Below are 21252 nucleotides of genomic sequence, written 5' to 3' on the forward strand. Positions count from 1 at the left end.
CGAAGCCGGGTCGCAAAGCGATCGCCGCATCGAAGCTAGGCTGGTTCTATGCGTGCATGGAAACGACCCGAAATTGTCTCTGTCCCCGGCGAGTCGAGTGCACCCTGGCTCCACGACACAAAAACCGACAGCCTGGTGCTGGCCCGCCCGCTCGATGCGGCCCGACTCTACGTCTGCGGCATCACTCCCTACGACGCGACCCACATTGGCCACGCCAACACCTACCTCGCTTTCGACACCCTGCAGCGGGTTTGGCTTGACGCTGGCTTTCGCGTGCATTACGCGCAGAATGTGACGGACGTCGATGACCCGCTCCTGGAGCGGGCGACCGCGACCGGCGTGGACTGGCGGGATCTGGCCGAATCGCAGGTTGAACTTTTTCGCACCGATATGGAGTCCCTGGGGATCATTCCGCCGAATGATTACGTCGCGGTGACCGAGGTCATCGACGAGGTCGCCGCCGCGGTGGCGCTGCTGCAGGATGCCGGCCTCGCCTACACCGTGCCAACCGACGATGCCATCGCCGGTGCCGACGGAACGATCTCCGCTGACCTGTACTTCGACGTTCGTGCCGCCGAAGCCAGCACGGACTGGACGCTGGGCGACGAGAGCAACCTCGACCTGGTCAGCATGCTCGGCCTGTTCGCCGAGCGTGGGGGAGACCCCGAACGGGCGGGGAAGCGTGATCGCCTCGACCCCCTGCTGTGGAAGGCCGCGCGTGCGGGGGAACCGGCATGGGAATCGCCAGTCGGTGCGGGGCGCCCCGGCTGGCATATCGAGTGTTCGGTCATCGCCCTCAAAGAGCTCGGCACCGACTTCACCGTGCAGGGCGGTGGGTCTGACCTCATCTTTCCGCACCACGATATGAGTGCCGGTCATGCCCAGGCGCTGTCAGGGCATCCGCTCGCCGGGGTGTACAGCCACACCGGCATGGTCGCCTATCAGGGCGAGAAGATGAGCAAGTCGCTCGGGAACCTCGTTCTGGTCTCACGACTGCGCGCCGAGGGTATTGACCCGCGTGCGATTCGACTGGCCCTGTTGGCCCGCCACTACCGCACCGATTGGGAATGGACCGCGGCTCATCTCGACGAAGCCGTCCTGCGCCTGGCCGCGTGGACTGCGGCCTTCGGAGCTACGGGCGTGAGCGAAACCAACGCTGAGACGGCGGGTGCCGCCGCCGCGCTCGTGCAATCCCTTCGCGTCGCGCTCCGACATGACCTGAACACCCCCGAGGCCCTGCAGCTCATCGACGACGCCACCGCCGCCCCGCTCGACGATCCGGCGCTGGTCAATCGTGCGATCAGTGCGCTGCTCGGCGTCGCCCTGTAGAGCCCGGTGCTGCCTCGCGGGTCACAACCTCTTGGCTTGCCCTTCGGGTAACTAGTGCCGTGGCCCGTCAGGCCTGCTGCCGGGCCCATCGGGCCGGCCATCAGCACGCCCGTCGCGCCCATCGCTGCCGCGCTTGCGCAGGTATTTCTCGAATTCCTGAGCAATCGCCTCACCGCTCGCCTCGGGCGAATCTACGGTGTCGCGGGCCTGTTCAAGCTGAACGATGTACGCGGCCATTTCTTCGTCCTCACCGGCCAGAACATTAATACCGGCCTCCCACTCGGCAGCCTCCGTCACGAGCGCCCCCCGGGGGATCACCACGTCGATGACCTCTTCCAGCTTGTCGATCAAGGCGAGCATCGCCTTGGGAGACGGTGCGTTATGCACGTAGTGGGGAACGGATGCCCAAATCGACAGGGTAGGAATTCCCGCCGTCTCGGCGGCATCCGACAACACGCTGAGAATACCGACCGGCCCCTCGTAGTTGCTGCGTTCGATTTGCAGTTCGGCGCGCACCTGGGCGTTGTCGCTCGATACGAAGATAGAAATGGGACGGGTGTGCGGAACGTCGGCGAGCATCGCTCCCAGAAATACCACGCCGCTCACATCGGCGGCCAGTGCCGCATCGACAATCTCCGCGGCAAAGCTCTTCCAACTCCGCGACGGCTCCGTGCCAATGCACAGATAGATGTTGCCGGCATTGGTTCCGCTGACGCGCAACTGAGCGTCCTCGGCCAGAGGAACGTTGAGGACACCGGGTGTGGTCGGGCCATACATGATCGCGCCGGGCCAACCGATGACTCGAACGCCGTCTTCGTTGGTTGAAACGGTTGGCCGGTTGAACTGATAATCGAAATACACCTCGGGATCAACCTCGGTGATCATCTCGACGTCGAGCAAATCCTTCAGCGCGCGAACGGCGCCCGTCGCGGCCTCGCCGGCATCGTTCCAGCCTTCGAAAGCGACGACGAGAAGTCGTCCGCCCAGAAACCCATTACCGTCAGCCACCGTGTACGTCCTCAATTCCTGAGGCCTCCAGCGTGGAGGCCTCAGTCAAGGATAGGCGGTGGCCCTACACTTGAATCCCGTGAATGTTTTTCCTCTGCCCGTCCCCACGCCCGCCTGCCTGCCCGCCGCCGTTCTGTGGGACATGGACGGCACCATCGTCGACACCGAACCGTATTGGATGCGCGCGGAAACCGAGCTGGTGGCCGAGTTCGGCGGTGTTTGGACCCACGACGACGGCATGTTGCTGGTCGGTTCCGGGCTGTGGGCTTCCGCGGCGATCCTGCAATCCCGCGGTGTGGATCTCACCCCGGATGCCATCGTGGCGCGCCTCACCGACCGCGTGCAAGAGCAGCTGGCCGAACACGGCATTCCCTGGCGTCCCGGATCACGTGAGCTCCTGCAGGAGTTGAAAACCGCCGGCGTTCCGACCGCATTGGTGACCATGTCCGTTGAGCGCATGGCCCGCCAGATCATCGACCTCATCGATTTCGCCGCGTTCGAGGTTGTCGTCGCCGGTGATATGGTCGCTAACAGCAAGCCGCATCCCGATCCGTATCTGCTTGCCGCCGAGCGACTCGGCGTGGATCCACGGGAGTGCGTCGCGATTGAGGATTCCGTTCCAGGCGTCGCTTCCGCTGTCGCCGCCGGCACCATCACCATCGCCGTTCCGCACCAGATCGACCTGCCGGAGAGCGGTGCTTACACCCGCTGGCCCACACTCGACGGGCGCACGCTTGATGACATCACGGCGCTGTACCACATCTCCACGTCAACCGTTTCGGCCATTCCCGGTCATCCTCTCGCCCCCATCGGGTCCGCCCGCAACGAAAGCGCACCACTCGCATGAGCAACAACCAGGTCATTCAAAACAGTGGACTCTTTCGCGTGGGCGACCGTGTGCAACTCACCGGACCCAAGGGGCGGATGAATACCATCACGCTGCAGGCTGGGCTGACCTTTCACACCCACCGCGGCATCCTCGCGCATGACGATATCATCGGGCAGCCCGACGGTTCGGTCGTAGTGAACAATGTCGGCGTTGAGCACCTCGCGCTGCGTCCGCTGCTGGTGGATTTCGTGATGAGCATGCCGCGCGGCGCCGCCATCATCTATCCCAAGGATGCGGCCCAGATTCTGGCGCAGGCCGATATCTTTCCCGGTGCCACGGTCGTGGAAGCCGGCGTCGGATCGGGTGCGCTGTCGCTTTGGCTGCTGCGAGCCATCGGACCGGCCGGCCACCTCGCATCCTTTGAACGACGCGAGGAATTTGCCGACGTCGCCCGAGACAACATCGCCACTTTTCTCGGGAACGATCCGCAGAACTGGACGATCACGCTCGGGGACCTGGCCGAGACGTTGCCCGATACCATGCCGGCGCAAAGCGTCGACCGGGTCGTTCTCGACATGCTGGCGCCCTGGGAATGCCTCGCCGCCGTCTCCGATGCCCTCAAGCCGGGGGGAGTGTTGCTCTGCTACGTGGCCACGGTGACCCAGCTCTCCCGCGTGGCTGAGGCCATCCGCGGCACCGGTTTCTACACCAATCCGGATTCCAATGAAACGATGATTCGTGGCTGGCATGTCGAGGGACTCGCCGTTCGGCCCGACCACCGCATGATCGGCCACACCGGCTTCCTGATCACCGTTCGCCGCCTCGCCCCCGACACGATCCTGCCCGAACTGAAGCGACGTCCGTCCAAGACGGACTTCAGCGACGCGGATGTCGAGGCCTGGACCCCGGGAGCGCTGGGCGAACGCAACGTGAGCGCCAAGGTCATGCGTAAACGCGTGCGGGCAGCCGGAATGAGCGCCGAGCTGTCCAAGGCTCGCGACCTCGACGCCGGTTAGAATAGGCCCCGGCCCGTTTCGGTTGTACTGCGCTGAAGCCGGAGCCATCTGGCCCCCCAGCACCCGCATCCTCAACCCGCGCAGCAGATCCATGCTGCAGCAACCCCGTACCGAAAGAAGGACTTGTGCGCAAAGCATCCGCGCTGATCGTCACCGCTGGCCTCCTGATGACGGCACTGACCGCGTGCGCTAGCCCCGGCACAGGCCAGGCCTCCTGCGATACCGGCGCCACGTCGGGTCCGGCCTCGGACTTGGTCTCGGTTACCGGGGACTTCGGCTCGGCTCCGGACGTTCACTTTCCGACCCCTTTGAAGTCCTCCACCACCCAGCGCACCGAAGTCATCGCGGGTTCGGGGCAGAAGGTCGTTGCCGGCCAGATGGTCTCCGTTGAATTGAACCTGTATAACGGCACCACCGGTGCTGCGCTTCAAGTGAGCGCTTTCGACGGCAGCACGGCCATGCCCCTGGCTCTGGGTGACACGACCCTTCCCGGAATTGTCGACGGTCTGGTGTGTGCCCGTGAAGGCGGGCGTGTCGCGGTTGTGATTGCGCCGGAGGACGGCATCGGTGCCAACGACCAGCTTGGCATCGCCGCGACTGATTCCCTTGTTCTCGTTGTGGACATCGTCAAGGCCTTCCTGCCGCAAGCCGACGGAGTTGACCAGGCCGTCGCCAATGGACTTCCCGCCGTTGTGCTGGATGCCAACGGCACTCCGGGCATCGTCGTTCCCTCCGGGGATTTGCCGAAAGACCTGGAAGTCGGCGTGCTCAAAAAGGGTGCGGGCGACAAGGTTCAAGATGACTCCACGGTCATAATCCACTACACCGGTGTGCTGTGGGAGGGGGACACGGTCTTCGAATCCACCTGGCCGACCAGGAGCCCCCGGTTGACACCTCTCACCGACCTGCCCGCCGGCCTGGCGACCGCGATTTCTGGTCAGACCGTCGGCTCCCAGCTTGTTGTGGTTGTTCCCCCCGCGTTGGGCTACGGTCCGGACATGCAAGGCGAGGTCCCCGGCGGATCAACGCTGGTTTACGCCGTGGACATTCTTGGCATCAACTGATTTTCGACACGCTGCACGCCGTCGTGCGTGACGTACCCGTCGCGCCCGTGGTCCCGCGGGTGCGGTGTGGTTCGGACGATAGGATCACACCGTGACTTCGACGCCTCAGCACCCAGATTCGACCGCGCGGACCGTTCTCAAATCGCAGGCGGTCACGGCCCCTGAACGACTGTTCAGCCTGGTTCTGGCCTTGGTCGCGACGGAATCCGGTCTGACGAAGGCCGATATCCTCACCAACGTGCAGGGCTACCGCCAGCGGTACTCGTCGGCCGGATCCAACGACAGTCTCGAGCGGCAGTTTGAACGCGACAAGGACGACATTCGTGAGCTGGGAATTCCACTCGAAACGATCGAGCCCGCGGACGAGCCGGGAAGCAACCACTTCCTCCGGTATCGAATTCCGAAGGGGCTCTACGACCTACCCGCCGATGTGACCTTCACTCCCGACGAGGTATCCCTGCTCAAGCTCGCTGGCACGGTCTGGCGGGAAGGATCGTTGTCCGGCGAATCCCGCCGGGCCCTGATGAAGTTGAACTCCCTCGGTGTGGAATCGAGCGAGCCGCTCCTCGGTTACGCGCCGCTGCTGCGCACCAAAGACCTGAGCTTTGAACCGCTCAGTAAGGCCCTCGGCCGTGCGCAGGTCGTCGCCTTCCTCTACCTCAAACCGGGGGAGATGCATTCGGCCCGTCGGGTGGTCACTCCGCGTGCCCTCGTACAACACGAAGGCCGCTGGCATCTGTATGCCACGGACGAGGTTGTTCAGGCGCCGCGCACGTTCCTGCTGGGCCGCATCGTCGGCACGGTTGCAGTGGTACCCAATGCGATTCCTACTCCAACCAGTGCCGGAGGGAACGAGACCAGCATCGGCAACGCGGCCAACGGCACAACCGACGGCGCGCGGGCTCTCGCCGAGCTCGATGCTTTGTGGGCCAGCAATACCGCGCGCATCGTCGTCGCGCCCGGGTCTGATGCCGAGGTGCGGCTCGGTGCCCGGCAAACTGCGCAGAACCCGGCGTCCACGGTAGACCTGTCGACGGCGTCCGAGCGCACTCTGCACTTCACCGACCTGAACATTCTTGCCGACGAACTGGCCGGCTTCGGCCCGGAAGTGTTCATCGAGAGTCCTCCTGCTCTCCGGGCCGCCGTGCGAAATCGACTGGTCGCCGCCCGTGACGCTCATGCCGCCAACTTCTTGGTTGCTCCGTCTGGGCGCCTACCGCGCCGCCGGACTACGTCGCTGCACGCGATGACGGCTCAAACCGGCACGCATGCGCGAGTCGCCAGCGACCAGCTCACGCTCTTACTTGCCCTCGTTCCGTACCTTCTTGATCAGGGACAAGTCACCGTCACCGAGGTGGCCGCGCACTTCGGACTGACTGCGGAGCGGGTGCGTGCCCTGGTCAGCCTCATCGCGCTGTCCGGCATCCCCGGAGAAACACGCCAGTATTTGCACGGCGACCTGTTTGACATCTTGTGGGACGAATTTGAAACGAATGATCGGATCGTACTCACGCACCAGGTCGCCATCGACGACTCCCCACGATTCTCCGCCCGCGAGGCCGCGGCGCTCATCGCCGGCCTGCAGTATCTGTCGGCCCTTCCCCACAATGCCGATACCGACGCCATCGCATCGTTGATGGCCAAGTTGACCCGTGGCGCATCCGCACCGCCCACCCAGCTCGCCGTCGCGCAGCGTGACGGCGGTACCACCCGCAACATCGTGCAGACGGCCCTCAGCACGGGGATGCAGGTCGAATTTGACTACCTCAATGCTCGCGGCGCCCATGAACACCGTGTCGTCGATCCGCTGCGCCTGGAATCCGTCGACAGCGACTGGTATCTGCGCGGCTGGTGCCATTTGCGAGAAGCCGTACGAACTTTCCGTCTGGACCGTATGAGCGATCCCCGCGTCTCTGCCGTGCCACTCAGCGCCCACCCGGTTGACCTGCTGCTGCCCGATACTCTCTTCCAGGCCTCCGCCGACGATGTCGACGTTCGGCTTGAGCTAGCAACCGCTGCGCTGCCGTTGCTCGCGGACTACCGTCCCGAACGTTCGGAGTTGGTCGATTCGGGCGCACGCACCCGCACCACCCTGCGTGTTGCTCATGACCACGCGCTCAAACGCCTCGTCACCAGCCTCGCTGGCATCGTGACCGTGCTCGAACCGGCCGAATCTCGCCGGGCTGTATTGGACTGGGCTGAAGCCGGACTTGCGCAATATGGCGGGGATGAACAGTCCCCGACCAGTAAGGATTAGCCCATGCCGTGGTGGTCGTGGCTGCTCATCTGGACTGGCCTGGCGTTGACTCTGCTCGCTGTCCTCAGCTGGTTCGCGATAACGCTGTACCGTAAATCGCTCGGCATCCTGCGCGCATTGGCAGCACTCAGTGATCAAGTCTCGGCGGTGGATCTCGATCGGGTTCCCGATTCCGTTCTGTTCACTCCAGCAGTGTTCGCCGATTCGGCCGTACTGTTCCAAAATGTCGAGCAACGTCGAGGGGACCGCGCCCACCGGCGGCAGCTTCGTCGTGATGCGCGGATCCTCCGGGGTAAACTGATACGCAAGACCCGCTAACCGACACGCCCGCTTACACAGAGGACACAACCTCATGCTGCAAAACCTGACCGGATGGCACTTCCTGATCATCCTCGTCGTCGTACTGCTACTCTTCGGTGCGCCCAAGCTCCCCGGACTCGCTCGTAGCCTCGGCCAGTCGATGAAGATATTCAAGAGCGAGATCAAGAGCGACGCCGTCGAACCGGATCCCAACGCCCCGGCCCAGCCGAGCGGCAACACGGGTCACAACGCATCGACAACGTCCGGCCCGACGGCGGCCGGCCCAGCCGATCCCGCCGTCAAGCCCTAGCCCGGTGGCGGTCCGCGCCCGCAGAAATGCGACCGAAGCGGGGAAAATGTCGCTGGGGCAGCATCTGATCGAACTGCGCAAGCGCCTGTATCTCGCGGCCGCTGGCCTTCTCGTCGGCGCTATCGCCGGTTGGTTCCTCTCCGATTTCGTTTGGGATCAGTTGCGCGAACCGATTTACGCCATCATCAATGCGCAGCATCGCAACGCCCAGATCAACTATCCCGACATAACGAGCGCCTTCGACCTCAAACTGAAGATTTCGCTCTACGTCGGTCTGATTGTTTCCAGTCCGGTCTGGCTGTACCAGGTCTTCGCGTTCCTGGTGCCCGGGCTCACCCGAACCGAGAAGAAATACACCTTCGGGTTTATCTTCACGGCCATTCCCCTGTTCCTGGCCGGCTGTGCGGCGGGTTGGATCGTGCTCCCACACGTAGTCGAGCTCATGACGAGTTTCGCACCCACCGAGGATTCGGCATTCATCAATGCGCAGGGCTACTTTGACTTCGTGCTCAAACTCGTCGTGGCGATCGGCATTGCGTTCGTCCTGCCCGTCTTCATCGTGCTGCTCAACTTCGCCGGCGTGATCAGTGCGGCGTCGATTATCAAATCCTGGCGGATCGCCATTCTGGTCATCGTGCTCTTCACGGCGATCGCCACCCCGGCAGCCGACGTTGTCTCCATGTTCTTGTTGGCCATTCCCATGGTCATGTTGTACTTTGCCGCCTACGGCATCGCCTGGCTGCACGATCGCCGGGCGGCTAAGAAAGTGCTGGCTTTCGAAAAAGAACTCGCGCTGTAGTACGCAGACCCGGACATAGAAACTATTAAGGATCACGTGACGCACACGCAATCGCCAGCCGAACGGTATTCGGCCGCGCGCACCCGGGCCGCCCAGCCACAACTGCGCGCATTTGAAGACGGCCTCAAGTTCGACCTGGATGCGTTCCAGCGTGAGGCTTGCGCCTGCCTGGAGGCCGGTAACAGTGTGCTCGTGGCCGCGCCGACCGGAGCTGGCAAGACCATCGTGGCCGAGTTCGCCATCTATCTGGCGATGCAACAGTCCCGCGCGAAAGTGTTCTATACCGCGCCCATGAAGGCACTGAGCAATCAAAAGTTCCAGGAATTCGTCGCCGAATACGGTGCACATGAGGTTGGGCTGCTCACCGGAGACAGCAACATCAACCCGGGGGCACGCATCGTGGTCATGACCACCGAGGTGCTTCGGAACATGCTCTACGCCGATTCCGATCTTCTGACCGATCTCGCTTTCGTGGTGATGGACGAGGTGCACTACCTCGCCGATCGTTTTCGCGGAGCCGTCTGGGAAGAAGTGATCATTCATTTACCGCAGCCAGTACGCATGGTGTCGCTCAGCGCGACCGTGTCGAACGCGGAAGAATTTGGAGATTGGCTGCAGGCGGTCCGCGGTGATACGGACGTAATCGTGTCTGAAGAGCGGCCGGTGCCGCTCGAGCAGCACGTACTCGTTAAGAACAATATGCTCGACCTGTTCGATTCCACCGGCCTGATCGGCACTCATCGGGTAAACCCAGAACTTGTGCGTCTTGCGCATGCGGGCGGGCGCTCGGCGGGTGGGCGCGGTCGGGGATCTGGCCGCCAGGGCGGATCCGCTGGGGGTTATCGAGGTCACGACAAACAGCGACCACAGTTTGACGCCGGCCGAATGGATCGTGGCGACATCGTGCGTATGCTCGACGGCAAACACCTGTTACCGGCCATTTTCTTCATCTTCAGCCGGGTCGGCTGCGACCAAGCTGTGCGGCAGGTGCTCCGCTCCGGGGTGCGTTTGACGCAAGAACACGAGCGCGAAGAAATTCGCCGGATCGTCGACGACCGCTGTCGCACACTGCTCGACGAAGACCTCGGCGTGCTCGGCTACTTCGAGTGGCTCGACGGGCTCGAACGCGGAGTCGCCGCCCACCACGCCGGTCTGCTGCCGGCGTTTAAGGAGGTCGTTGAGGAGCTGTTCCAGAAGAAGCTCGTCAAAGCCGTCTTCGCGACCGAGACGCTCGCGCTCGGCATCAACATGCCGGCCCGCACGGTCGTTCTCGACAAGCTCGAGAAATTCAACGGCGAGGCGCGAGTGCCGATCACTCCGGGGGAGTACACCCAGCTGACCGGTCGTGCCGGTCGACGCGGAATCGATACCCTCGGCCACTCGGTCATTCAGTGGGCGCAGGGGCTGGATCCGCAGGCTGTGGCCTCACTCGCCTCCCGGCGCACCTATCCATTGAATTCCAGTTTCAAGCCGACCTACAACATGGCGGTCAACCTCATCGACCAGTTCGGTGTCGCCCGCACCCGCGATGTGCTGGAGTCGTCGTTCGCCCAATTCCAAGCGGATCGGGCCGTCGTCGACCTGGCCCGCTCGGTGCGTCAGCAGGAGGAGTCCCTGGCCGGGTTTGAGACCAGCATGACGTGCCATCTCGGTAACTTCGAGGAATACTCCTCGATTCGTCGGCGCCTGACCGAGCTGGAACGCGAGGGTACCAAAGCCGATAATTCCCTGCGCGGTGAACGCGACAAACGCCAGCGTGAAGTGGCCAATTTGCGCAAACAGATGCGCGCCCACGGCTGCCACCACTGCCCGGACCGGGAGGCCCATTCCCGGTGGGCGGAACGTTGGTTCAAGCTCAAACGGCAAACGGATGGCCTCAACCAGCAAATCTCGCAGCGCACGGGAGCTATCGCCCGCGTTTTCGACCGTGTGTCCGATGTGCTGCTTGGTTACGGCTACCTCGAATCCGATGCCGGTGGCACGATCGCGCTCAGTGACAGCGGCCGCATCCTGCGCCGCATCTACGCCGAACGTGACCTGCTCGTGGCCGAGTCCTTGCGCAGAGGCCTATGGAGCGAGCTCGACGCTGCGAGCCTCGCAGCGATGGCCTGCGCGCTCGTTTTCGAACCTCGGCGCGAGGAAGGACTGATCGATGCTCGCTACCTGCCGAAGGGACCGTTCCGTCCGGCACTGGACGACACCCAGGACCTATGGAGCCGCATCGACGACCTCGAACGCGACCACAAACTACCGGGCAGCAACCCGCTCGCGGTTGGCCTCAGCCTGGCCATGTGGAAGTGGGCTCGCGGCGCGGCGCTGAGCGACGTGCTCTACGAGGCGGAGATGGCCGCCGGCGATTTCGTGCGCTGGACCAAACAGACCATCGACTTGCTCGACCAGCTCTCAATAGCCGGTGATGCACAGGTCGGACCGACCGCCCGCGCAGCCATGGACGCGATTCGTCGCGGCATTGTCGCGTACTCCTCGGTGGCCTGAATCCACATGTGGGGGAGGAAGCGCGCGTTCAGCCTGCCGCTATGGGCATCCGTTCTCGTCGCGGCCGGTGGCGGAGCGATCCTCGATGCCGGTTTTCCCGATCGAAACTGGTGGTTCCTCGCGCCCGTCGGTGTCGCGCTCATGCTCTTGGCCCTCCTCGGCCGGAGCCTCGCCACCGGACTACTCGTCGGACTGGTCGCCGGATTGTCGTTCTGGTTGATTCATATCGTCTGGATCACCCTCTACCTGGGCCTCGTGCCGTGGTTCGCGCTCGGCGGATTGGAGAGCCTGTTCTTCGCTGTCGGGCTCGGCCTCACCGCCGTCGTGTTGAGGCATGGTCCCAGCGTGTGGCCGAGCGTCTGGGGCCGGCTCGGCATCGTGCCGGTGATCGTTGCCGGTTTGTGGACGGCACGGGAGGCGATCAGCGCGGTCTGGCCGTATGGTGGCTTCGCCTGGGGCCGGATCGCTTTGTCGCAGTCGGAGAGCCCGTTCGGACCGCTCGTGGCGTGGGTCGGCCTGTCCGGGCTGAGCTTCATCATGGTCTGGCTGAGCGCCCTCGCCGTGCAGCTGTTCAGGGAACCCGATCTAGCCCGAATGCTGCGTACGGGCCTTGCCGTCGGCGCCGTCGCGCTCACGCTCGCCATCCCAAACTGGCCGACCATCCCCAGTGGCCAGGTTCGACTGGCCGCGGTACAGGGCAACGCGGATGCCGGACTGTTCGCCGAGAATTCGCCGGGCCAGATTCTGCAGGACCACACCTCGGCCACCCTGCCGCTGATCGGCGAGAAGGTCGATTTTGTGGTCTGGCCGGAAAACGCGAGCGACATCGACCCCACCCGGTCGGCGCCGGCCGCGCAGGTGCTCGACTACGTCAGCACCGAAATGGACGCCCCGCTCATCACCGGCACCATCACCAAGCCGGGGGACACCTATTACAACAGCTCGCTGCTCTGGAAGGCCGGTCGGGGAGCCGTTGACGTCTACGACAAGGTGCACCCAGTGCCTTTCGCGGAATATATGCCCGATCGGGCCTTCTGGCGGCCATTCGCGCCGGAACTGATCGACCTCATTGGGCGGGACTACGGCATCGGCACCCGCGATAATATTTTCGACATCAACGGCGTTCTGGCGGGCATCGCGATTTGCTTCGACATCGCCGACGATCAGCTCGTGCACGAGATGATCGACGATGACGCGCAAATCATTCTCGCCCAAACCAACAACGCCGACTTCGGGCGGACCGACGAGAGTGTTCAGCAGCTGGCCATCGCCCGGCTCCGCGCGCTGGAGACCGGGCGTACGGTGGTGAATATCTCCACGGTCGGGTCGAGCGCCATCATCACGCCCGACGGGCAAAACCTGGACAGCCTCCCGACCTTCACGGCGGGTTCCATGGTGCAGACAGTTCCGCTCAGCGACACCATCACGCCGGCGATGTCGGCTGGCCGGGGCGTGGAATGGTTCGTGTCCGGTCTGGGACTGGCTGGCCTGGCCCTATGCATCGGTGCCGCCCGGCGCCGCTGGCCGCGCGGGTCGTGAACCAACAACGACCCCGGCACGGGGCGCGGGGTCGTTCGGGGAGCAATCAGCGGTTAAGCGCCGATCTTTTGCTGGCCACCACGGCGCAGACGCAACACGGAGAGGCGCTCTTCGAGCAACTCTTCGAGTTCGTCCCTGGTGCGACGTTCCAGCAGCATATCCCAGTGGGTCCGGGGAATCTTCTCATCAGAGTGGTCGACAATCACCGGCAGGGAGTCAACGAGGCGAGTCGCGGTCCGTGCGCAGTACTTGCATTCCCATTCGTCCGGAGCCTCGGCATCGGCCGAGAAAATCATTACCGTTTCGCGCCCGCACGTCTCACACCGGTAGGTGTGAGTGACCCGCGGGGAGAAGGTGACGCCTTCTTCGCTCTGTAGGCTTTGTGCGCCCAGTCTCATGCCACGCAAACTGCGGTCAGCCATAGTGTGGTCTCCTCTCGCTCGCGATCACAATTCGACCACGATGCATTCATAGTTCTAAACCATCAAGCTGGGCGTTAACCTTCCCAGACCCCCCGTTCTGGGAGGTAATTCTCAGCTTCGACGAGTAGCGGCGGCTACAGCGAGATCGGTGCGATCCGTGACGAGACCGTCAACACCTAGGTCGAGGAGACGAATCATGTCAAGGGGGTCGTTAATGGTCCACGCGTGCACCTCAACGCCCGCTCGATGCATCATGGCAACGAAGCGGGGAGTGGCTATTCGAACGGGACCAGCCCGTTCCGGCACCTGCACCGCAACGCACCCCCGCAGCGTGCGTCGGACTTGGGCGTAGAGACCGAGATTCGCCGCAGCTACGGCTCGGGCGACGAGCGATGCTGACGCCGACGAGACCACGCCGGGAAGCAGGCCGACCACGTGCTGTCGGCGGCGTTCATTGAAGGAGGTCACGAGCACCCGAGGGGTGGCTCGCAGGTCACGTATCGCGCGGGCCGCCGGCTCCGCCGCGGCATCTGTTTTGATATCAATGTTGAATCGCGCGGCAGGAAAAGCCGCGAGTGCATCGGCGAGAGACGTGAACGACTGGCCAAAACCGAGATTGATCCGTTTCAGCTCGGCGATCGCAAGCTGGTCGATGCGCACGTCCCGTCCGAGCGCCGCGAGGTCGGGATCGTGACTGATGACGGCCACACCGTCCCGCGACACGTGCACGTCGGTCTCGAGGTGGGTTGCGCCGGCCGCTAATGCTTTCGCGAACGCGAGCAGGGTATTTGCCGGAGCGTCCTGCGCGAGACCGCGGTGGGCGAATACACGAGGATAGGGTGCGGCTAGAAATACTGACTGAGCGCTCCCAGCCACCGACTAAACCTGCGGCGACGTAGGGGTGGCGGATACTGTCGGCGTGGCCGCGGAGTGCGGAGCCGCGGCGGGGTTCTGGGTGTTCGCACCAAACGCGCTGCCGATTCCCTTCATCGCCTCGGTCAGTTCGCTCGGCACGATCCAGAGCTTGTTGGCGCTGCCCTCGGCGAGCTTGGGCAGGGTCAACAGATACTGGTAGGCGAGAAGTTTCGGGTCGGGGTCGCCGTCGTGGATGGCCTTGAATACGGTGGTGATGGCTTCGGCCTCGCCTTGCGCGCGGAGTACAGCGGCTTTTGCGTCGCCCTCGGCCTCGAGGATCGCTGCCTGACGTGCTCCCTCAGCGGTGAGAATGGCAGACTGCTTGGTGCCCTCCGCCGTCAGGATCAACGCACGACGGTCACGTTCGGCGCGCATCTGCTTTTCCATGGAGTCCTGGATGGAGTGGGGCGGTTCGATCGCCTTGAGCTCGACCCTGCCGACGCGAATGCCCCATTTGCCGGTCGCTTCGTCCAGCACGATGCGCAGCTGGCTATTGATGTTGTCGCGGCTGGTGAGCGCCTCTTCGAGGTTCAACCCGCCGACCACGTTGCGGAGCGTGGTCGTGGTGAGTTGTTCGACCGCACCGAGATAGTTGTTGATCTCATATGTGGCGGCCCGGGCATCTGTCACCTGAAAGTAGACGACGGTGTCGATGGAGACGACCAGGTTGTCCTCGGTGATCACCGGCTGCGGCGGAAACGATACGACCTGCTCGCGAATGTCCAGGAGCGGCCGCACCCGGTCGACGAACGGCACGAGCAGGTTCAGGCCAGGCAGAAGCGTCTTGTGGTACTTGCCGAGGCGTTCGACTACCCCGGCATTACCCTGAGGAATGATGCGAATGGCCCGCAACAGGATGACGATGACGAACACCGCTAAAACGGCGAGCAGGGCAAACACGAAGATCTGACCGATGAAAGCTGCGGGGTCAAGCATTGTGCGGGGTCCTTTCGGCGGAGATGACGATGGCGGTGGAGCCTTCGATGAGATGCACGGTGACCGGCTGGCCGGGGTCGGCGCTGGCTTGGAAACTGGTCTGATCACCGGGGCCGGGCGGCAGAAGACGAGCGGTCCAGGTCTCACCGTTGGCGAGCTTCACCAGTCCGCCGGTTTCGGTGACCGTCGATACGACCCGGCCCGTCATTCCGATCAGGGCGTCGATATTGCTGAGCGCCGGATCGCCTCCCTTGCGTAAGGCACGCAGTAAAAAAGGGCGAATGGTGAGGAGCAGCAATACCGACAGGCCCGCAGCAACCACGATCTGCAGCCACCAGTCCAAGCCGAGCAAATTCGCGCCCAGCCCCCCCAGACTGCCGAGGGAAATCATCAGGAACGTGAATTCCAGGGTCAAAAGTTCGACGGTGATGGCCACGAGAATGAACACGAGCCACAAAATCCAGAGATAGTCGGTCAGGTCGACCATGTGTGACACCCTCCACGTTCCGTTTCACTCTGAAACTAGCAGGTGCCGGGGACAACACGCCGGGGGAGAGGCCGAGGCTTGTTGATAAGGTCGAAAGTGGAGCTGGCGGCTGATCGGGTCACCAGGTACCCATGAAATCAAGATGACTGAATTTAGAGGAGCATGCGTGACCAATCCACTTGCAGCAGGATCACTCGAGGGCAAGCGTGTACTCGTCACCGGCTCGTCTCGCGGCATCGGCGCCGACACGGTCGGCTACTTCGCCGAAGCGGGCGCGCGCGTCGTCATCAACTATCGCAACAAAGAGGCACGGGCCCACAAACTCGCCGAGGCCATTCGTGCCGCCGGGGGGGAAGCCATCACAGTCGGTGCCGACCTGACCGATCCGGCGTCCGTTGCCGCGATGTTCGCGACCATTCGGGCCGAATTCGGTGGCCTCGACATTCTCGTGATGAATGCGTCGGGAGGTATGGAGAGTGGCATGGCCGAAAACTACGCCATGAAGCTCAACCGCGACGCCCAGGTGAACCTGCTGACCGACGCCATCCCGCTTCTCGGCGACGACTCCCGGGTTGTCTTCGTGACCAGCCATCAGGCGCACTTCATCAAGACCACACCGACCATGCCGGAGTATGAGCCGGTCGCCCGCAGCAAACGGGCCGGCGAAGACGCCCTGCGCGCCGTCATCCCACAGCTCGAAGAGTCCGGCATCGGATTCGTCGTCGTCTCCGGCGACATGATCGAGGGAACCATCACGGCGACCCTGCTCGAACGGTCCAACCCGGGTGCCCTGAGTGCCCGCAAAGAGGCGGCGGGTCGCCTCTACAACGTGAGCGAGTTCGCAGCGGAAATCGTCGCGGCCGCCGTCGAACCCGTTCCGGTCGGCAACACCCGGTACGTCGGAGACACGACCGGGTTCACCGGCGAGTAGCTGGCGAGTAACCGATGAAGGCCGCCGATCTGCCGTTGCTCACATCGGTGTCACGCCCCACGATCCATCCCGACGGTTCGCGAGCGGTGGTCTCCCGGATACGAGCGGATTTTGCAGCGGATGACTATGTCGGCCAACTCTGGACCGTCGCGCTGGAAGGGGAGCCGGCTCCACACCGCATCACTCGCGGCTTTCGTGACTCGGCGCCCAGGTACTCCCCGGATGGCAGTCTGATCGGGTTCCTGCGGGTCAGTGCCGGCGGTGCGGCGCAGGTGCACGTTGTCGACGCGGCGGGGGGAGAGCCTGTGGCGGTGACCGACGCCCCTGTGGGCGTGACCGAATTTCGGTGGCATCCGAGCGGCCAAACGATCGCCTTCCTGGCCCGGGTGCCAGAGGAAGGCCGATATGGCACTGTAACCGGCTTGTCTGCGGAGTCTGAGCCGTACCGGCGAATCGTCACCCTGCGATACCGATCGAACGGGGTCGGCTACACCACCGATCGCCGCGTGCACGTGTTCCTGGCCGTCGTGCCCAACGTGTGGGACGAGCCGACGCCGGATACCGCGCCGTCCGTGGCCGATGTCACTCGCACAGAGTCGGGAAGCGCGCCCGAGACAGATCTCGCTGTTCCCGCCACCCGGCCTTCCGGTGTTCCGGTCGCGCAGCAGTTGACCGACGGGGACTTCGATCATTCCGGGCTGGTCTTCGCACCCGATGGATCCCGACTCTTCACCATCTCGGCACGTCATGCTGGTCGCGACAACGATTTGCGCAGCGAAGTCTTCGAACTCAACCTCGACGATACCGATGGCGTCGGAACGGTCGCTCCGGTTCGCACGACGGTGCGTGCGGAGGCAAACTTGAGCATCTCGGCGCTCGCCTGCGCCGATGACGGTACGCTCTGGTTACTCGCGACGGATGTGGGCGCTACCGGTCGAGATTTCGTCGGCCGGGTATCCGCTCTGTACCGCAGCGGTGCCCCACGTGCGGGTTCAGCCCCGATCCGCGTGACCGACCCAGACCAGACCGACCCGAACCGTCTCAACTTGGACGCCACGGGGGAGATCACGCCGCTGGCGGACGGCTCCGTACTCGTGCTCAACGGCAGTCGGGGCCGGGTCGAGCTGCTCCGGGTGCACAACCAGGGACACGTCGAGATAGTCGACTGCGGCGCGGCCGTCGTCACCGCCGTGGATGCGCGGGACACAACAATCGTCGCGGCGGTGCAGTCCGCCGCCACGTCCGGTGACCTCGTTCTCGCCCGAGCCGTCCTCCACGGCACACAACCGCAGGACATCGAACCCAGGCGCCTCACTAATTTCTCCGCCGCCCTGCGCGCCACCGGTCTCGTGACGGGCATCGAGCTCACGGTCACCGGGCGGGACGGCTACCCGGTGCACGGCTGGGTGCATGCCCCACCCGGGCCGGGCCCCCACCCCGTCCTCCTGACCATTCACGGCGGCCCGTTCGCGCAGTACACCGGCGCGCTCCTCGATGAGACCCAGGTCTACGTCGACGCGGGTTATGCGGTGGTGCTGTGCAACCCGCGCGGGTCATCTGGATATGGCGAGGCACACGGTCGCGCCATTCGCCAGCGCATGGGAACCCTCGACCTGGCCGATGTGCTGGATTTCCTCGACGGAGCGTTGCGGGCCGAGCCCGTTCTCGACGCAGACCGGGTCGGTATCATGGGCGGGTCCTACGGCGGTTATCTGACCGCCTGGACGATCGCGCACGACCACCGATTTGCCGCGGCCATCGTGGAACGCGGCTTTCTCGATCCCGAAGCATTCGTCGGCACCAGCGACATCGGGGACTTCTTCGGCGACGAGTACGTTGGAACGGATGTCACCCTCGTGCGGTCGCAAAGTCCACAGGCTGTCGTCGGGCAGGTGACTACCCCGACCCTGGTACTGCACTCGGCTCAGGACCTGCGCTGCCCACTGTCACAGGGCGAGCGTTACTATGCGGCGCTCAAACGCGGGGGAGTGCCGACCGAACTGGTCATTTTTCCGGGGGAGAACCACGACCTGAGCCGCACCGGTCATCCACGGCACCGTTTGCAACGGTTCGAGATTATTCTGGACTGGTGGGCCCGTCACCTGCCCAGTGCCCTCAATCACAGGAGAAACGATGAGCAGGACCACGAAAGCGGCCACCCCGTCGTCTGAACTGCACATTGCCGACAGCCACGACCTGATCCGGGTGCAGGGCGCCCGCGAAAACAATCTCAAGAACGTCAGCGTTGACATCCCGAAGCGGCGGCTGACCATGTTCACGGGTCTGTCCGGCTCCGGCAAGAGCTCCCTGGTATTCGGCACGATCGCCGCCGAGTCCCAGCGCATGATCAACGAAACCTACAGCACGTTCGTGCAGGGATTCATGCCCATGTTGGGCCGGCCTGACGTCGACGTGCTCGACGGACTGACGACGGCCATCATTGTCGATCAGGAACGGATGGGTGCTAACGCGCGCTCCACCGTGGGTACCGCTACCGACGCCAACGCACTCTTGCGCATCTTGTTCAGCCGGCTCGGCCAGCCGTATATCGGCTCGCCGCAGGCGTACTCCTTCAACGTCGCCTCGATCAGCGGCGCGGGCGCCGTCTCCATCGAACGCGGCGGACAGACCGTGAAGGAGCGGCGCAGCTTCAGCATCACCGGCGGAATGTGTGCACGCTGCGAGGGACGGGGTTCCGTCACCGACATCGATCTGACCGCGCTGTACGATGACACGAAGTCGCTCAACGAGGGCGCCCTGACCATCCCCGGGTACAGCATGGACGGCTGGTTTGGGCGCATTTTCAACGGTTGTGGATTCTTCGATCCCAACAAACCCATTGCCAAATTCACCAAAAAAGAGCTGAACGACCTACTCCGTCAGGAGCCTACCAAAATCAAGATCGACGGCATCAACCTCACCTACGAGGGACTGATCCCGAAAATCCAGAAATCGATGCTTTCCAAAGACGTGGATTCCCTGCAGCCGCACGTCCGCGCCTTCGTGGAGCGGGCGGTGACCTTCACCGTCTGCCCCGACTGTGACGGCACGCGGCTGAGCGAGGGGGCCCGATCATCGAAAATCAGCGGGATCAGCATCGCGGATGCCTGCAAGATGCAGATCAGCGACCTTGCCGACTGGGTGCGGGCGCTGGCCGACCCGTCCGTCGCGCCGCTTCTTGCCTCGTTGCAGCATCTGTTGAACTCGTTTGGCGAGATCGGGCTGGGCTACCTGTCCCTTGACCGTTCCTCGGGCACACTCTCCGGCGGGGAATCCCAGCGCACCAAAATGATTCGTCACCTCGGCTCCTCACTCACCGACGTCACCTACGTCTTCGACGAGCCGACGATCGGGCTGCACCCGCACGACATCCAGCGCATGAACACCCTCCTGCTCCAACTTCGGGACAAGGGCAACACGGTACTCGTGGTGGAGCACAAGCCAGAGATGATCAGTATCGCCGACCACGTCATCGATCTGGGTCCCGGTGCTGGAACAGACGGTGGTGAAGTGGTGTTTGAGGGCTCCCTCGGCGAGCTGCGAACCAGCGGCACGCTGACGGGTCGGCACCTGGATGACCGGGCCACCCTGAAGCCGACCGTGCGCACGCCGTCCGGCACCCTATCAGTGCGCGGCGCTCGCGATCACAACCTGCAGAACGTCGACGTCGACATTCCGCTTGGCGTGCTCACGGTGCTCACCGGCGTGGCAGGGTCGGGGAAGAGCTCACTGATCACCGGATCGGTTTCGGGCCGCGACGGCGTGGTGTCCGTTGACCAGGGCGCGATCAAGGGCTCCCGGCGCAGCAACCCAGCCACATACACAGGGATGCTCGAGCCGATCCGAAAGGCATTCGCCAAGGCCAACGGTGTCAAACCCGCACTGTTCAGTTCCAACTCTGAAGGGGCCTGCCCGAACTGCAACGGCGCCGGGGTCGTCTACACCGACCTGGGAATGATGGCAGGCGCCGCGATACCCTGCGAGGTATGTGAAGGAAAGCGATTCCAGGCATCCGTTCTGGACTATCACCTCGGTGGGCGCAATATCAGCGAGGTGCTGGCATTGTCAGTGGCCGAGGCCCAAGAATTCTTCGGTGCGGGGGAGGCACGCATTCCGACTGCTCACGCGATTCTCGGTCGGCTCAACGACGTCGGACTCGGTTATCTCCACCTTGGCCAGCCGTTGCCAACCCTGTCCGGTGGCGAACGGCAGCGGCTGAAGCTCGCCACCTATCTGGCCGAGAAGGGCGACGTTTACGTTCTGGACGAGCCGACCGCCGGCCTCCACCTGGCCGATGTCGAGAATCTGCTCGGCCTGCTGGACCGATTCGTCGACTCGGGTAAATCGGTCATCGTGATCGAGCACCACCAGGCGGTTATGGCACACGCCGACTGGATCATCGATCTCGGCCCAGGCGCCGGCCACGACGGCGGTCGGGTCGTCTTTGAAGGCATTCCCGCAGACCTCGTAGCGGCTCGGTCGACTCTCACCGGCGAACATCTCGCGACGTATGTCGGTGCCGACGCTGGGGGCTTGAATCACCGCAGTAGCGCCGCCAGAATCAAGATTCTCAACCCCTCTCGAGAGCGGTATGTGCATGACCGATAATGCACA

Annotated in this window: 18 protein-coding genes; 13 read left to right on the top strand and 5 right to left on the bottom strand. The window is 63.7% G+C overall.

From position 1 onward, the window contains the following. Nucleotides 1–48 precede the first annotated feature (48 nt). On the top strand, nucleotides 49–1329 hold the full coding sequence (gene mshC / locus E3N85_RS03455; RefSeq protein ID WP_134459354.1) for a cysteine--1-D-myo-inosityl 2-amino-2-deoxy-alpha-D-glucopyranoside ligase: 1281 nt from the start codon (nucleotides 49–51) through the stop codon (nucleotides 1327–1329). A gap of 51 nt (nucleotides 1330–1380) precedes the next feature. On the opposite strand, the gene E3N85_RS03460 is transcribed toward mshC, so the two are convergent. Next, the gene (locus tag E3N85_RS03460) at nucleotides 1381–2337 is read right to left on the bottom strand and encodes a PAC2 family protein (protein ID WP_134459356.1); all 957 of its coding nucleotides are present in this window, start codon (nucleotides 2335–2337) and stop codon (nucleotides 1381–1383) included. Nucleotides 2338–2416: 79 nt separating this feature from the next. Between E3N85_RS03460 and E3N85_RS03465 the strand changes: the two genes are divergently transcribed. The 9 genes from E3N85_RS03465 to lnt all read left to right on the top strand — a co-directional run bounded on the left by E3N85_RS03465 (nucleotide 2417) and on the right by lnt (nucleotide 12947). Continuing rightward, entirely contained in the window at nucleotides 2417–3184 is a 768-nt protein-coding gene (locus tag E3N85_RS03465) for an HAD family phosphatase (RefSeq protein WP_255453852.1), read from the top strand. Continuing rightward, entirely contained in the window at nucleotides 3181–4182 is a 1002-nt protein-coding gene (locus tag E3N85_RS03470; RefSeq protein ID WP_134459358.1) for a tRNA (adenine-N1)-methyltransferase, read from the top strand. The genes E3N85_RS03465 and E3N85_RS03470 overlap by 4 nt, the downstream gene beginning before the upstream one ends. A gap of 125 nt (nucleotides 4183–4307) precedes the next feature. Further along, nucleotides 4308–5246 (top strand): FKBP-type peptidyl-prolyl cis-trans isomerase, encoded by a 939-nt coding sequence (locus E3N85_RS03475; RefSeq protein ID WP_134459360.1) that lies wholly within the window; start codon nucleotides 4308–4310, stop codon nucleotides 5244–5246. Nucleotides 5247–5337: 91 nt separating this feature from the next. Next, the gene (locus E3N85_RS16655; RefSeq protein WP_241978277.1) at nucleotides 5338–7503 is read left to right on the top strand and encodes a YafY family protein; all 2166 of its coding nucleotides are present in this window, start codon (nucleotides 5338–5340) and stop codon (nucleotides 7501–7503) included. Nucleotides 7504–7506: 3 nt separating this feature from the next. Continuing rightward, complete coding sequence (locus E3N85_RS03490; protein ID WP_134459362.1) at nucleotides 7507–7821, top strand: hypothetical protein; 315 nt, start codon at nucleotides 7507–7509, stop codon at nucleotides 7819–7821. Nucleotides 7822–7855: 34 nt separating this feature from the next. Beyond that, complete coding sequence (gene tatA, locus E3N85_RS03495; protein ID WP_134459364.1) at nucleotides 7856–8113, top strand: twin-arginine translocase TatA/TatE family subunit; 258 nt, start codon at nucleotides 7856–7858, stop codon at nucleotides 8111–8113. A gap of 46 nt (nucleotides 8114–8159) precedes the next feature. Next, on the top strand, nucleotides 8160–8912 hold the full coding sequence (gene tatC, locus E3N85_RS03500; protein ID WP_134459366.1) for a twin-arginine translocase subunit TatC: 753 nt from the start codon (nucleotides 8160–8162) through the stop codon (nucleotides 8910–8912). Nucleotides 8913–8948: 36 nt separating this feature from the next. Beyond that, on the top strand, nucleotides 8949–11408 hold the full coding sequence (locus E3N85_RS03505) for an RNA helicase (protein ID WP_134459368.1): 2460 nt from the start codon (nucleotides 8949–8951) through the stop codon (nucleotides 11406–11408). Between the two features lie 6 nt (nucleotides 11409–11414). Beyond that, nucleotides 11415–12947, top strand: coding sequence for an apolipoprotein N-acyltransferase (gene lnt / locus E3N85_RS03510; RefSeq protein ID WP_134459370.1), 1533 nt, complete (start codon nucleotides 11415–11417; stop codon nucleotides 12945–12947). Between the two features lie 53 nt (nucleotides 12948–13000). Here the strand turns inward: lnt and E3N85_RS03515 are convergent, their stop codons facing one another. The 4 genes from E3N85_RS03515 to E3N85_RS03530 form a co-directional block, all read right to left on the bottom strand. Next, on the bottom strand, nucleotides 13001–13369 hold the full coding sequence (locus tag E3N85_RS03515) for an RNA polymerase-binding protein RbpA (protein ID WP_134459372.1): 369 nt from the start codon (nucleotides 13367–13369) through the stop codon (nucleotides 13001–13003). Between the two features lie 111 nt (nucleotides 13370–13480). Further along, on the bottom strand, nucleotides 13481–14245 hold the full coding sequence (locus E3N85_RS03520) for a glycerophosphodiester phosphodiesterase family protein (RefSeq protein WP_134459374.1): 765 nt from the start codon (nucleotides 14243–14245) through the stop codon (nucleotides 13481–13483). Between the two features lie 3 nt (nucleotides 14246–14248). After that, nucleotides 14249–15220 (bottom strand): SPFH domain-containing protein, encoded by a 972-nt coding sequence (locus E3N85_RS03525; protein ID WP_134459376.1) that lies wholly within the window; start codon nucleotides 15218–15220, stop codon nucleotides 14249–14251. Next, nucleotides 15213–15707 (bottom strand): NfeD family protein, encoded by a 495-nt coding sequence (locus tag E3N85_RS03530; RefSeq protein WP_134459378.1) that lies wholly within the window; start codon nucleotides 15705–15707, stop codon nucleotides 15213–15215. The genes E3N85_RS03525 and E3N85_RS03530 overlap by 8 nt, the downstream gene beginning before the upstream one ends. 166 nt (nucleotides 15708–15873) lie before the next feature. On the opposite strand from E3N85_RS03530, the gene E3N85_RS03535 reads away from it, so the two are divergent. From E3N85_RS03535 to E3N85_RS03545, 3 genes are read left to right on the top strand one after another with little or no spacing between them, the layout of a single operon-like run. Next, nucleotides 15874–16638 carry an SDR family oxidoreductase gene (locus E3N85_RS03535; protein ID WP_134459380.1) on the top strand — a complete coding sequence of 255 codons (765 nt, stop codon included), beginning with the start codon at nucleotides 15874–15876 and terminating at the stop codon, nucleotides 16636–16638. Between the two features lie 14 nt (nucleotides 16639–16652). Then, nucleotides 16653–18809, top strand: coding sequence for a S9 family peptidase (locus E3N85_RS03540; protein ID WP_134459382.1), 2157 nt, complete (start codon nucleotides 16653–16655; stop codon nucleotides 18807–18809). Then, nucleotides 18772–21246 carry an excinuclease ABC subunit UvrA gene (locus tag E3N85_RS03545; RefSeq protein WP_134459384.1) on the top strand — a complete coding sequence of 825 codons (2475 nt, stop codon included), beginning with the start codon at nucleotides 18772–18774 and terminating at the stop codon, nucleotides 21244–21246. Before E3N85_RS03540 ends, E3N85_RS03545 begins: the two co-directional genes overlap by 38 nt. Nucleotides 21247–21252: the final 6 nt, after the last annotated feature.

This window comes from Cryobacterium sp. Hz9, from assembly GCF_004402825.1.
Lineage (GTDB): Bacteria > Actinomycetota > Actinomycetes > Actinomycetales > Microbacteriaceae > Cryobacterium > Cryobacterium gelidum.